Annotated in this window: 13 protein-coding genes; 7 read left to right on the forward strand and 6 right to left on the reverse strand. The window is 65.8% G+C overall.

Annotated elements, in window-relative coordinates; genetic code table 11:
- Positions 1–44: 44 nt before the first annotated feature.
- The 3 genes from HMPREF2716_RS21555 to HMPREF2716_RS21570 all read left to right on the forward strand — a co-directional run bounded on the left by HMPREF2716_RS21555 (position 45) and on the right by HMPREF2716_RS21570 (position 4,866).
- Positions 45–932: an AEC family transporter gene (locus tag HMPREF2716_RS21555; protein ID WP_003087746.1), complete on the forward strand. Its 888-nt coding sequence runs from the start codon at positions 45–47 to the stop codon at positions 930–932.
- Positions 933–1,502: 570 nt separating this feature from the next.
- Entirely contained in the window at positions 1,503–2,708 is a 1,206-nt protein-coding gene (locus HMPREF2716_RS21565; RefSeq protein WP_003087747.1) for an acetyl-CoA C-acetyltransferase, read from the forward strand.
- Positions 2,709–2,721: 13 nt separating this feature from the next.
- The gene (locus tag HMPREF2716_RS21570; protein WP_003100703.1) at positions 2,722–4,866 is read left to right on the forward strand and encodes a 3-hydroxyacyl-CoA dehydrogenase NAD-binding domain-containing protein; all 2,145 of its coding nucleotides are present in this window, start codon (positions 2,722–2,724) and stop codon (positions 4,864–4,866) included.
- 383 nt (positions 4,867–5,249) lie between these two features.
- Here the strand turns inward: HMPREF2716_RS21570 and HMPREF2716_RS21575 are convergent, their stop codons facing one another.
- The gene (locus tag HMPREF2716_RS21575) at positions 5,250–6,164 is read right to left on the reverse strand and encodes a LysR family transcriptional regulator (RefSeq protein ID WP_023518558.1); all 915 of its coding nucleotides are present in this window, start codon (positions 6,162–6,164) and stop codon (positions 5,250–5,252) included.
- A gap of 150 nt (positions 6,165–6,314) precedes the next feature.
- Between HMPREF2716_RS21575 and HMPREF2716_RS21580 the strand changes: the two genes are divergently transcribed.
- Complete coding sequence (locus tag HMPREF2716_RS21580) at positions 6,315–7,286, forward strand: aldo/keto reductase (protein ID WP_023085095.1); 972 nt, start codon at positions 6,315–6,317, stop codon at positions 7,284–7,286.
- 22 nt (positions 7,287–7,308) lie between these two features.
- Entirely contained in the window at positions 7,309–8,307 is a 999-nt protein-coding gene (locus HMPREF2716_RS21585; protein ID WP_023518560.1) for a Vgb family protein, read from the forward strand.
- Between the two features lie 8 nt (positions 8,308–8,315).
- On the opposite strand, the gene HMPREF2716_RS21590 is transcribed toward HMPREF2716_RS21585, so the two are convergent.
- Complete coding sequence (locus HMPREF2716_RS21590; protein ID WP_003087752.1) at positions 8,316–8,687, reverse strand: glutaredoxin family protein; 372 nt, start codon at positions 8,685–8,687, stop codon at positions 8,316–8,318.
- 244 nt (positions 8,688–8,931) lie between these two features.
- Here HMPREF2716_RS21590 and HMPREF2716_RS21595 point away from each other — a divergent pair, with 244 nt between their 5' ends.
- Positions 8,932–9,654 carry an amidotransferase gene (locus HMPREF2716_RS21595; protein ID WP_003098093.1) on the forward strand — a complete coding sequence of 241 codons (723 nt, stop codon included), beginning with the start codon at positions 8,932–8,934 and terminating at the stop codon, positions 9,652–9,654.
- A 57-nt stretch (positions 9,655–9,711) separates the two neighbouring features.
- On the opposite strand, the gene HMPREF2716_RS21600 is transcribed toward HMPREF2716_RS21595, so the two are convergent.
- The 3 genes from HMPREF2716_RS21600 to HMPREF2716_RS21610 form a co-directional block, all read right to left on the reverse strand.
- Positions 9,712–9,951: a hypothetical protein gene (locus HMPREF2716_RS21600; protein WP_003087754.1), complete on the reverse strand. Its 240-nt coding sequence runs from the start codon at positions 9,949–9,951 to the stop codon at positions 9,712–9,714.
- 27 nt (positions 9,952–9,978) lie between these two features.
- Entirely contained in the window at positions 9,979–10,197 is a 219-nt protein-coding gene (locus HMPREF2716_RS21605) for a hypothetical protein (RefSeq protein ID WP_003098091.1), read from the reverse strand.
- A gap of 154 nt (positions 10,198–10,351) precedes the next feature.
- On the reverse strand, positions 10,352–10,840 hold the full coding sequence (locus HMPREF2716_RS21610; RefSeq protein ID WP_003117708.1) for a hypothetical protein: 489 nt from the start codon (positions 10,838–10,840) through the stop codon (positions 10,352–10,354).
- Positions 10,841–11,060: 220 nt separating this feature from the next.
- On the opposite strand from HMPREF2716_RS21610, the gene HMPREF2716_RS21615 reads away from it, so the two are divergent.
- Positions 11,061–11,567 (forward strand): macro domain-containing protein, encoded by a 507-nt coding sequence (locus HMPREF2716_RS21615; protein WP_003087757.1) that lies wholly within the window; start codon positions 11,061–11,063, stop codon positions 11,565–11,567.
- 71 nt (positions 11,568–11,638) lie between these two features.
- Here the strand turns inward: HMPREF2716_RS21615 and HMPREF2716_RS21620 are convergent, their stop codons facing one another.
- On the reverse strand, positions 11,639–11,827 hold the full coding sequence (locus tag HMPREF2716_RS21620) for a hypothetical protein (RefSeq protein ID WP_003087758.1): 189 nt from the start codon (positions 11,825–11,827) through the stop codon (positions 11,639–11,641).
- Positions 11,828–11,962 lie beyond the last annotated feature (135 nt).

Raw genomic sequence — 11,962 nt, forward strand, 5'->3', positions numbered from 1 at the left:
GTAGCATGCGGGCCATTGCATAGCTGGCTAACCAAGGGGTTCCCGTGCTCGCCGAGTTGTTCGCCGTGATGGCGCCCGTGCTGTTCGGCGCCGGTGTCGGTTACGTCTGGGTCCGTCTCGGACACGCCTATCCGACCGAGTTCGTTTCGCGCATCGTGTTCAACATCGGTTCGCCATGCCTGATCCTCGCCACCCTGGCGCATACCCGGGTGGACCTGCACAGTTTCGGCCGGATGGCCCTGGCCAGCGCGCTGATCTGCGTCTGCATGGCTGCGCTGGGCTGGGCGGCGGCGCGCCTCGGGCGCCAGGAGTGGCAGGTGCTGGTGCCGGCCTACAGCTTCCCGAATGTCGGCAACATGGGCCTGCCGGTGTGCCTGTATGCGTTCGGCGAGGCGGGGATGACCCTGGCGGTGGCGTTCTACCTGATCATGTCGATCGGCAACTTCAGCCTCGGCGTGTTCTGGATGAGCGGCGAGCGCTCCTGGCGTTCGCTGCTGGGCAATCCGATCCTGCTCAGCGTGCTGCTGGCCTTGTTGTTGATGGGGCTCGACCTGCAACTGCCACGCTGGATGGCGAATACCGTCGACCTGATGGCCGGGCTGACCATTCCGCTGATGCTGATCACCCTCGGCGTGTCCCTGGCCAGCATCCGCCCGCGGCAACTGGGCAATGGCTTTTTCTATGGCGGCTTGCGTCTTCTGCTGGGGGCGCTGGTGGGCTGGTCGGTGGCGCTGGCGTTGCAATTGCCGCCGCTGGCGCAGGGGGTGCTGGTGGTGCAGTCGTCGATGCCGGTGGCGGTGTTCAACTATCTCTACGCCTTGCGCGGCAATCGTTCGCCGGATCAGGTCGCCAGCCTGGTGCTGTGTTCGACCCTGCTGTCGTTCGCCTTCATTCCGCTGCTGCTGACCTGGTGGCTGCCTGCGCTGCGCTGACCGCGAGGCGGTGCGCAGCGTGCAGGCAGCAGGTGCCCTAACGGATCAGACTGTTAAGGTTGGGAAGGATCAGGATGACTGTGGTGGCGAAGACGATGAGGCTCGCTTGCCGCCATCTTTTTGGCTGCTCGTTCAACATGGCCTGTCTGCCTTTCTTGTTGTCGGGTGGCTGCCTGCTCCGCGCTACGGCCCGGCGGAACGGCTTGCCACGCAGTGGCGTACTCTTCGGTCGGCCCGGCATCCCCGGCGTCGACCTCCCTTTCGAACGCTTGCATGAATCAGTCTAAGCCCCGGCCTGCGCGGGCTTAGACCACTTGGATACAAGCTGCTGCGGTCTAGACATATTCCCTCTATATGACAGCGTGGTGACGGCTCTGGCGTGCGTCTCGACCGTTCGTCCGGTGTCCGGGTTTCCGGTCGAAAGATGGCATGGTGCTATCTTCCCGGCGTTGCAGGCTGAGCTGGGCGGTCAATCAGCCTGAGCGGTTCGGTCATTGTCCCGCCGGCGAGCCTGTTTAAGGTAGGCGGAGGCCCGCTCGGCCGGACGAGAACAGGATAAGAGAGACCGCCATGACCGACGCATTCATTTACGACGCCGTGCGTACTCCCCGCGGCAAGGGCAAGAAGGATGGCGCGCTGCACAGCGTCAAGCCGGTGAACCTGATGGCCGGGCTGTTGCGCGCGGTCCAGCGGCGCAACGACCTGGATACCGCCCAGGTCGACGATATCGTGCTCGGCTGCGTGACGCCGGTGGGCGACCAGGGCGCCGATATCGCCAAGACCGCGGCGCTGGTGGCCGACTGGGACGAACAGGTTGCCGGCGTGCAGATCAACCGTTTCTGCGCCTCCGGCCTGGAGGCGGTGAACCTGGGGGCGATGAAGGTACGCTCCGGTTTCGAGGACCTGGTCCTGGTCGGCGGCGTCGAGTCCATGTCACGCGTGCCGATGGGCTCCGACGGCGGCGCCTGGGCACTGGATCCGGAAACCAACCTGCACACCAGCTTCGTCCCGCAAGGGATCGGCGCCGACCTGATCGCCACCCTGGAAGGCTTCAGTCGCGCCGATGTCGATGCCTTCGCCCTGCGCTCCCAGCAGAAGGCCGCCAAGGCCCGCGCCGAAGGGCTGTTCGGCAAGTCGCTGGTGCCGGTCGCCGACCAGAATGGCATCGTCCTGCTCGACCACGATGAGTTCATTCGCGCCGACTCCACCCTGGAAGGGCTCGCCGCGCTCAAACCGAGTTTCGAGATGATGGGGCAGATGGGCTTCGACGCCACCGCGCTGCGCAAGTACAGCCAGGTCGAGCGCATCGAGCACGTGCATACGCCGGGCAACAGCTCGGGGATCGTCGACGGCGCCAGCGCCATGCTCATCGGCTCCGAGGCCAAGGGCCGCGAACTGGGCCTGAAGGCGCGGGCGCGGATCGTCGCTACCGCGGTGACCTCCACCGACCCCACCATCATGCTTACCGGCCCCGCGCCGGCGACCCGCAAGGCCCTGGCCAAGGCCGGCCTGAAGGTGGAAGACATCGACCTGTTCGAAGTCAACGAGGCGTTCGCTTCGGTGGTGATGAAGTTCATGAAGGACATGGGCGTGGCGGAAAGCAAGGTCAACGTCAACGGCGGCGCCATCGCCATGGGCCACCCGCTCGGCGCCACCGGCTGCATCATCCTCGGCACGCTGCTCGACGAACTGGAGCGGCGCAACCTGCGCTACGGCCTGGCCACCCTCTGCGTAGGCGGCGGCATGGGCATCGCCACCATCATCGAGCGCGTGTGAAGGGAGAACCGGAATGACTGACGCTATCCGTTACGAAAAAGGCCAGGACAACGTCGTCGTCCTGACCATGGACATGCCCGGGCAGAGCGCCAACACCATGAACGGTGTCTACCGCGAGGCGATGGCGAAGACCATCGCACGGCTGGAGGCGGAGAAAGAGGGGATCGCCGGCGTGGTGCTGACCTCGGCGAAGAAGACCTTCTTCGCCGGCGGCGATCTCAACGAGCTGATCAAGGTCACCAAGGCCGACGCCCCGGCCTTCTACCAGGGCATCCTCGAACTCAAGGGCCAACTGCGGCGCCTGGAGACCCTCGGCAAGCCGGTGGTCGCCGCGATCAACGGCGCTGCGCTGGGCGGCGGCTGGGAGATCTGCCTGGCCTGCCACCACCGCATCGCCCTGGACAATCCCGGCGTGCAGCTCGGCCTGCCGGAGGTGACTCTCGGCCTGTTGCCGGGCGGCGGCGGGATCGTGCGCATGGTGCGCCTGCTTGGCCTGGAGAAAGCCCTGCCGTACCTCGCCGAAGGCAAGAAGGTGCGTCCGGCGGAAGCGCTCAAGGCCGGGCTGATCCACGAACTGGCCGACAGCCCCGAGGAAATGCTGGAGAAGGCCCGCGCCTGGATCCTCGCCAACCCGGCGGCGAAGCAGCCCTGGGACAGCGCCGGCTACAAGATTCCCGGCGGTACGCCTGCCAGTCCCAACGTGGCGCAGATGCTGGCCATCGCACCGTCGGTGCTGCGCGACAAGACCAAGGGTTGCTTCCCGGCGCCCGAGAAGATCATGTGCGCGGCAGTGGAGGGCGCCCAGGTCGATTTCGACACCGCGCAACTGATCGAGGCGCGCTATTTCACCGAGCTGACCACCGGCCAGGTGGCGAAGAACATGATCGGCACCTTCTGGTTCCAGCTCAACGAGATCAACGCCGGCAAGTCGCGGCCGCAGGGGTATCCGGTGCGGGCGACGAAAAAGGTCGGCGTGCTCGGCGCCGGGATGATGGGCGCGGGCATCGCCTACGTATCGGCGGCGGCCGGCATCGAGGTGGTGCTCAAGGACGTCTCGCTGGAAGCGGCGGAGAAGGGCAAGGCTTATTCGGCCAGGCTGCTGGACAAGAAAGTTGCGCGCGGGCACCTGTCCGCCGAGAAGCGCGACGCCTTCCTCGCGCGGATCGTGCCGAGCGTCAGCGAAGCCGACTTCGAAGGCTGCGACCTGATCATCGAGGCGGTCTTCGAGGACCGCGCGCTGAAAGGCAAGGTCACCGCCGAGGCCGAGAAGCATGCCCTGGCCGATGCGGTAGTGGCGTCCAATACCTCGACCCTGCCGATCACCGGTCTGGCCCAGGCGGTGGCGCGGCCGGAGAAGTTCATCGGCCTGCACTTCTTCAGCCCGGTGGACAAGATGCCGCTGGTGGAGATCATCCGCGGCGAAAAGACCAGCGACGAAACCCTGGCGCGCGGTTTCGACTACGTACTGCAGATCAAGAAAACGCCGATCGTGGTCAACGACAGCCGCGGCTTCTTCACCTCGCGGGTATTCGGCACCTTCACCAACGAAGGCATCGCCATGCTCGGCGAAGGCGTGAGCGCCGCGATGATCGACAACCAGGCGCGCCAGGCCGGTATGCCGGTGGGGCCGCTGGCGATTTCCGACGAAGTCTCCCTGAGCCTGATGACCCACATCCGCAACCAGACCGCCCGCGACCTCGAGGCCGAGGGCAAGGCTCTGCCGACGCACCCTGCGTTCGCCGTGATCGACCTGATGGTCAATGAGTACAAGCGCCCGGGCAAGGCGGCCGGCGCCGGCTTCTACGACTACCCGGCGAACGGCAGGAAACATCTCTGGGCGGAACTCAAGAGCCGCTTCGAGAAGCCCGATGCGCAAATATCCGCCGAGGACGTACGCGACCGCCTGCTGTTCATCCAGGCCATCGAGACCGTGCGTTGCGTGGAGGAGGGGGTATTGCACTCCACCGCCGACGCGAACATCGGCTCGATCTTCGGTATCGGTTTCGCCGCCTGGAGCGGGGGCGCCTTGCAGTTCATCAACCAGTACGGCCTGAAGGACTTCATCGCCCGCGCCCAATACCTGGTCGAACAGTACGGCGAGCGCTTCGAGCCGCCGGCGCTGTTGCTGGAGAAGGCGGCGAAGGGCGAGCTGTTCTGAGTCCTGGCGTCGCATGGAGAGCCGGCCTTCGGGCCGGCTTTCTCGTGGTCGCGTACCGCGGCGGATGACGCCACCCCGGTATCCCCTGGTTCTTGCCAGCCAGGCCGCCACGGGTAGGGCGAATAGCGCCATGGGCGCTATCCGCCGATATGCCGAGGTTCGGCGGATAACCGCGATGCGGCTATCCGCCCTACGCCGCGCGTCGGTACAGGCCCTTGCCTCCAGCCTCCATTGGTAGGGCGAATAGCGCCACAGGCGCTATCCGCCGATATACCGAGATTCGGCGGATAACCGCGATGCGGTTATCCGCCCTACGCCGTGCGTCGATACAGGCCAGCCTCCATGCTTGCCTCCAGGCCGCCACGGGCGCTTCCGCCGTGTGCCTACGCGGGACCTGGGTGTTCCTCGCCGGGGTAGCGCAGCAGGTCGATCACGGCGCTCAACGCCGCCGGGTGGTTGCGGCGGTTCGGATAATAGAGATGGAAACCGGGAAAGGGAGCGCACCAATCCGCCAGGACCCGTTCCAGGCGGCCGGCGGCGAGGTGCTCGGCGACTTCCTCCTCGATGGCGAAGGCAATCCCGACATCGGCCAGCGCCGCCTGTAGCATCAGGCGCGGGTCGTCGAGGACCAGCGGTCCGCTCACGGCCACCGAAAGCGTTTTCGCACCCTTGCTGAATTGCCATTTGTACAGCTCTCCGGAAGACACCTTGCGCCAGCCGATGCAACGGTGGCCGAGCAATTCCTCCGGGCTACCCGGCCTGCCTTGCCGTCGGAAGTAGGCCGGGGTCGCGACGATGGCCAAGCGCAGGTCCGGGCCGACCCGCACGGCGCGCATGCCGTGCTGGAGGTCTTCGCCGAGGCGGATGCCGGCGTCGAAACCGGCTTCGACGATATTGGCGAAACCCTCGTCCGCCACCACTTCCAGGGTGATGCCGGGATAGTCGCGGGCCAGTTCGCCGAAACGTGGCGCGAGGACGAGACCGATGGCGTTTCGCGGTGCGTTGATTCGTACCAGGCCGTGAGGCGTTTCGCGAAAGCGGTTAAGGCTGTCCAGCGCGGCGGCGATGTCTTCGAACGCCGGGTCCAGGTGTGCCAGCAGGTGCTCGCCGGCCTCGGTCGGCGAGACGTTGCGAGTGGTGCGGTTGAGCAGGCGGATACCGAGCTGGGTTTCCAGTTCGCGCAGGGTGTGGCTGAGCGTCGGCGAGGTTACGCCGAGGGTGGCGGCGGCGCGGCGGAAACTGCGTTCGCGAGCGATGGCGACGAAGGCGGCGAGACCGGCGAGATCGGGCTTTTTCATTGGATTATTAAAATAACTCGATCAGTGAAAGAGATTTTTCCAGGATAGTTAGCTATTCGGCAGCAATATAGCATCGTCGGGAAACCTGGCTCATGAACAGGGTGGACCGGGGAAACCGCTCTTTTCAGAGCCTTCCGACGAGGTCGTACGATGCAGCATGTCCGTCTTGGCAATAGCGGCCTGAAAGTCTCCCGGCTCTGCCTGGGGTGCATGACCTATGGCGATCCGGCGTGGCGTCCATGGGTGCTGGACGAGGAACGGGCGCGTCCGTTCATTCGCGAGGCGCTGGAAGCCGGGATCGACTTCTTCGACAGTGCCGATATCTATTCCACCGGCGAGAGCGAGCGGATCCTCGGGCGCGCGCTCAGGGACTTCGCGCAGCGCGAGGACCTGGTAATCGCCACCAAGGCGTTCTTTCCCATGAGCGACAGGCCCAACGCCTGCGGCTTGTCGCGCAAGCACCTGCTTGCCAGCGTGGATGCCTCGCTGCGGCGGTTGGGTACGGACTACCTGGATCTCTTCGTGATCCATCGCTTCGATCCGGACACCCCGATCGAGGAAACCTGCGAAACCCTCGACAGCCTGGTGCGCGTCGGCAAGGTCCGTTACCTCGGCGCCTCGTCGATGCCGGCCTGGCGCTTCATGAAGATGCTCGCCTTCCAGCGCCACCACGGCCTGGCGCAATTCATCTCGATGCAGAGCCAGTACAACCTGATCGTTCGCGAGGACGAGGAGGACCTCGTGCCGCTGTGCCGGGAAGAGGGGATCGCGTTGACGCCCTGGTCGCCGCTGGCGCGTGGGCTGCTGGCCGGAGCGCGAAGCGCCGGCACGCTGCGGACCCGGACGGACGAACAGGCCCCGCGCTGGTACGGCGGCAGGGAGGAAGTCGAGTCGACCCTCGGCGCGTTGGAGAAACTCGCCGCTGCCCGCGGGCTTCCACCGGCGCAACTCGCCCTGGCCTGGCTGCTTGGCCGGAACGGTGTCGCCGCGCCGATCGTCGGCCTGTCCAGGCCGCATCACCTCGAGGATGCCCTCGCGGCGCTGACGCTGGACCTCGCCGAAGAGGAGTGCGCCACGCTGGAGGCGCCGCTCACGGTGCGCGCCCGGACCCCGCGCTGGTAGGGCGCACATCGACGGAGAAAGCATGATGAGACGACAGGCTTCCGTGTTGCTGCTGGTATCCATGGTATCGGCGACCGTCTTGCCGGTTTTCGCCCGTGCGCCGGGCGAGCGCGAGCCGTCCTGCGCCGCGACGAGCATCGTCCTGCCAGCGGGGGCCCGGTATCCCAACGGCATCGCCCATGCCGCCGATGGAACGCTGTACGTCGGCCTGGTCACCAGCGGGCGCATCCTGCGCAAGCCTCCCGGGGGCGAGTGGGAAACCTTCTTCGCCGGCAGCCCGGCGATCTTCGCTGCCACCGCGCTGCGGCTGGACGAGCCGCGTGGCCTGCTCTGGGGCAATTCGCCGGACTTCCTACCCGCTGGCCGGCGCCGGCCGCATGGGGTGTTCGCCCTGGATCTCGCGACCGGTGCCGTGCGCCGATATCTGACCCTGCCCGGCGACGGGATGGGCAACGATCTCGCGGTGGCGCCGGACGGAACGGTCTACCTGAGCGAAACCCGGGATGGCAGCCTGATGCGGCTGCGGCCCGGGGAACCGGCGTTCCAGGTGTTGCTGCGCGACAGCCGCCTGGCCGGCCCCGGCGGCCTGGGCGCGGCGGGCATCGTCCGGGTGGACGACGACACCCTGCTGGTCGGCAACTTCGGTAGCGGGGCGATCCATGTCGTCGAAGGGGTCGCCTCGCATCCGCGGCTGCGCGAGATGGAGCTGCCCCGAACGCTGGAGAATCCGGACGGCATGGCGCTGGCTCCGGACGGCTCGCTGATCGTGCTGGAGAACGCCATCCGCAGCGGTGCCGGCAAGGTGCTGCGGATCGCCGAGCCGCTCGCTCCAGGGCGGCGCGGCATCGAAGTGATACGCGAGGGCCTGGAGTCGCCGGTCAACCTGACCGTCACCGGACAGGGTTGCGCCTATGTCAGCGAGTCACGCATTCGCCACCGCCTGTTGCCGGGGCGCGAGGGCGAGGTGCCGGCGCGTTTCCTGATCCACCGGCTGCCCCTGGACGCGGCCGGGGGCGGTTGATCGGCCGCTCAGGCGTTGGCGAAACGACCTTCCAGATAGGCGATGATCTCGCTGGATTCGTACATCCAGCGCACCTGGCCGTTTTCCTCGATGCGCAGGCACGGCACCTTGACCTTCCCGCCGCCTTCCAGCAAAGCCTGGCGGGCCTGCGGATCGTTCATGGCGTCCTTGAGTTGCATCGGCAGGTTCAGCCGGTGCATGGCGCGGCGTGTCTTCACGCAGAACGGACAGGCGCGGAACTGGTAGAGCGACAGGTTCCGCAGCGCCCGCTCGACCTCGGCCTGGGCCTCGGCGCTGCGCTGCAGCTTGCGGGGGCGGCTGACGAAGTCGGCGAGGATAATCGCCTGACCCAGTCCGTTACGTACTGCCTTGAGCAACATGGCGTGTGCCTCGCGGGAAAACCGCCAGTTTACGTGGCGGTTCCGGGCATGGGGAGTCCTTCCGTCTCCTGTGCAGATTTCTTTACGGCTGGGCGTCTCGGGAATCTTTCTGCCGCCTGCTTGTTTTTTGGCGAATCGTCCGGATATTCCTTTCGAGGCCAGGGCGACGGTTCCCTTGCCCGCGCTCCTGTGTTAATTAAATCAAACGAAAACGACAATAACCCCACTTCTTCAGAGAGTCTTTATGTCGCTCCGCATCTGTATCCTGGAAACCGATATCCTTCGTCCCGAGCTGATCGAGCGCTACGAAGGCTACGGCCGGATGTTCCAGCAACTGTTCGCCAAGCAACCGATCGCCGCCGAATTCGTCATCTACAACGTGGTGGAGGGGCGCTATCCGGCGGACGACGAGCGCTTCGACGCCTACCTGGTGACCGGCAGCAAGGCCGACTCCTTCGGTCCCGACCCGTGGATCCAGACCCTGAAGACCTTCCTCCTGGACCGCTACGAGCGCGGCGACAAGCTCCTCGGCGTGTGTTTCGGCCACCAGTTGCTGGCCCTGCTGCTCGGTGGCAAGGCCGAGCGCGCCAGCCAGGGCTGGGGCATGGGCATCCACCAGTACCAGTTGAACGAACGGGCCGACTGGATGAGCCCGGCGCTGCCGGACCTGACCCTGTTGATCAGCCACCAGGACCAGGTCACCCGGCTGCCGGAAAACGCGCGGGTGATCGCTTCCAGCGACTTCTGTCCCTATGCCGCCTACGCCATCGGCGACCAGGTGCTGTGCTTCCAGGGGCATCCCGAGTTCGTCCACGACTACTCCCGCGAACTGCTCGAACTGCGCCAGCAGCACCTGGGCGAGGAACTCTATCGCAAGGGGGTCGATAGCCTGGCGGGGGACCACCAGGGCACCGTTGTCGCCGAATGGATGATGCGTTTCGTCGCGCGCCAGCCGACCGGCGCCTGAGCCGGCTCCGCGCCATGCGAGCGCCGCCAGCCTCCCGGGGTTGGCGGCGTTTTCGTTTCAGGCCGGGCAGTCGAGGATGAAGCGCTCCGGGATCCAGCGCTGCGGGCGTGCCGGCGGGGTGCCGCTCTGCAGCTTCAGCGCCAGGTTGGCCGCCAGCGCGCGGACCATCGCCTGGTTGCATTCGATGGTGCGCGCCAGTGCGCCTGCCGAGCCTTGGGCGAGGCCGAGTAGCGAGTAGCCATTGGTCAATATCGCCAGGGCGGCGACGATCCAGAATTTCCGTGTTTGCCTTCTCATGCTGTTTCCCGGGAAAGAAGCCGGCGTTCAACCGGCGCGTCGACTGTTCAACCCCGAGAGCAGGCCTGGCAGGGCCTGGCCGATCTGGTTGGAGAAGGTCGTGGCGGTGTCGTTGTCCGGTGTGGCGTTCCTGGCGCTTTCGGCGCCGGCGACGAGGCTCAGCACGACCAGCATGAGGATGGCGTACAGACCCAGGGTGGCCAGGGCGGTGTTGCGGGCGTAATGGCGTGGGCTGCGACGTTTCATGGCGGCTTCCGTGATCGATACCTCGGATGGGCATAGGATCGCGGAGAAGAATTCGATTGGATAACGAATTTTAGCGCTATTAACTATCGACAGAAATGATGCTTTGGCCGAACGACCGGTACGGGTTGCGGGGCCCGGGTTCGGGCCCGATGGATCAGGACGAAGTCGGCGCGAGCAGGCGATCGACCACCTGCCGGGCTCGCTCGAAGGAGGGGTAGCCGCTGCGCGCGACCGGCAGCTCGGCGTAGGCCTGGCGATAGGTCTCGGCCTTGGGAATGTCGGCGCGCGGCAACAGGAAGGGCTCGGCGTAGATCTTGTAGAGCATCGCGTTGGCCAGCGGGTAGCCTCGCTCGGCGGAACGTTCGAGGAGGCGGGTGATGCGCTCGCAATCGCTGGCCTGGCCGTCGCGGCGAGCGATCAGCACGGCCTGGTAGAAGTCCGCCTCGCCGCTGCGGTCGTCGCGCGCCGCGCGCTCCAGCAGGGCCTGGGCCAGCGGCAGGCGATCGCGGTCGTTGGCGACGATGATCAGTTTCGCCTGCAGCATGTCGTTCTCGTACAGCAGTTTTTCCCTGTCGCTGTCCTGGCGGCAGGTGGCGCAGCTTGCCAACAGCGGGATCAGGCAAAGTGCAATCCATTTCGGCATGGCGGTTGTTTCCTTGTCATGGATGAGACGGCACGAGGCTGGAATCCAATGGAGAGGCGAGGCGCCTCCAAGGTTCCCTCGCATGCAGTCTAGTCGGCCTGTAGCGGATGGGACCGGCCGTCTTTGATACGCATCAACTGGCGCCGGCGGGCAAGGCGTACGGTGAAAGATGCAGGGCGGCGCACGAAGCGCCTGTCCCGAAGCCAAGAAGGAAACGCTCATGATTCGTGAAGTTGAAGGTGACATTCTGCTTTCCGGGGCCCAGGTGATCGCCCACGGCATCGCGCCCCAGGACCATTTCGACAGCGGCCTGGCCCTCGCCTTGCGCGAACGCTGGCCGTCGATGGTTCGCGACTACCGGCATGCCGCCCATGCCAGGGCGCCCGAGCCGGGCGGCATCTGGGTCTGGGCCGGGGTCGACGAGCAGGGCAAGACCCAGTGCATCGTCAACCTGATCACCCAGGGCATGCTGCACAGCGGTCGCAGCGCCAAGCCGGGCAAGGCGAGCCTGGAGGATGTCGGCCATGCCCTGCGCGAGCTGGCCCGCTATGTGCGCAGCGAAGGGGTGAGCAGCCTGGCTCTGCCCTGCGTGGCGACGGGAGTGGGCGGGCTGGACTGGTCCGAGGTCAAGCCGCTGGTGGTTCGCCACCTGGGCGACCTGGAGATCCCGGTGATTCTCTACGAGGTCTATCGCAAGGGCGTGGCGGCCGAGGAAAAGCTGGCCTGAACGAAAAGCCCGGCGTGAGCCGGGCTTTTCAGGGTTGCGGGGAAAAGAAAAACGTTCCTGGCAGGCGGCGTTCAACCCTGCGCATCGGTGTCGCTCGCGGTTGGCGCCGTGGCCTGTTGCTGCTGGGCCTGCTCGATGGCGTGCTGGTTCAGTTGGACCATGCGGTTTTCCATCAGGCTGGATTCGTCGGCGAAGCTGGCTTGCACTGCGAGGGTGGTAGCCATGCCGAGGAGAATGGCGGCGAAGACGTTGCGTTTCATGATGACCTCCGGTTTTCCTTGGGAATGTCACCAGGATAATCCGTAATAATTTTTTAAAAATAGCAGTTAGGGAGAGTTACCTTTGCGTAATAAGTAATTATTGGGCGCAAAAAAGCCCGGTACCAACCGGGCTTT

The sequence above is a fragment of the Pseudomonas sp. HMSC076A11 genome, from assembly GCF_001810205.1.
In the GTDB taxonomy this organism is placed as follows: Bacteria; Pseudomonadota; Gammaproteobacteria; order Pseudomonadales; family Pseudomonadaceae; genus Pseudomonas; species Pseudomonas aeruginosa.

Coding starts and splice junctions, on each gene's coding strand:
- HMPREF2716_RS21610 (WP_003117708.1), bottom strand. CDS start 10,840: ATGCCGAAATGGATTGCACTTTGCCTGATCCCGCTGTTGGCAAGCTGC.
- HMPREF2716_RS21600 (WP_003087754.1), bottom strand. CDS start 9,951: ATGAGAAGGCAAACACGGAAATTCTGGATCGTCGCCGCCCTGGCGATA.
- HMPREF2716_RS21565 (WP_003087747.1), top strand. CDS start 1,503: ATGACCGACGCATTCATTTACGACGCCGTGCGTACTCCCCGCGGCAAG.
- HMPREF2716_RS21615 (WP_003087757.1), top strand. CDS start 11,061: ATGATTCGTGAAGTTGAAGGTGACATTCTGCTTTCCGGGGCCCAGGTG.
- HMPREF2716_RS21570 (WP_003100703.1), top strand. CDS start 2,722: ATGACTGACGCTATCCGTTACGAAAAAGGCCAGGACAACGTCGTCGTC.
- HMPREF2716_RS21580 (WP_023085095.1), top strand. CDS start 6,315: ATGCAGCATGTCCGTCTTGGCAATAGCGGCCTGAAAGTCTCCCGGCTC.
- HMPREF2716_RS21620 (WP_003087758.1), bottom strand. CDS start 11,827: ATGAAACGCAACGTCTTCGCCGCCATTCTCCTCGGCATGGCTACCACC.
- HMPREF2716_RS21605 (WP_003098091.1), bottom strand. CDS start 10,197: ATGAAACGTCGCAGCCCACGCCATTACGCCCGCAACACCGCCCTGGCC.
- HMPREF2716_RS21590 (WP_003087752.1), bottom strand. CDS start 8,687: ATGTTGCTCAAGGCAGTACGTAACGGACTGGGTCAGGCGATTATCCTC.
- HMPREF2716_RS21575 (WP_023518558.1), bottom strand. CDS start 6,164: ATGAAAAAGCCCGATCTCGCCGGTCTCGCCGCCTTCGTCGCCATCGCT.
- HMPREF2716_RS21585 (WP_023518560.1), top strand. CDS start 7,309: ATGATGAGACGACAGGCTTCCGTGTTGCTGCTGGTATCCATGGTATCG.
- HMPREF2716_RS21595 (WP_003098093.1), top strand. CDS start 8,932: ATGTCGCTCCGCATCTGTATCCTGGAAACCGATATCCTTCGTCCCGAG.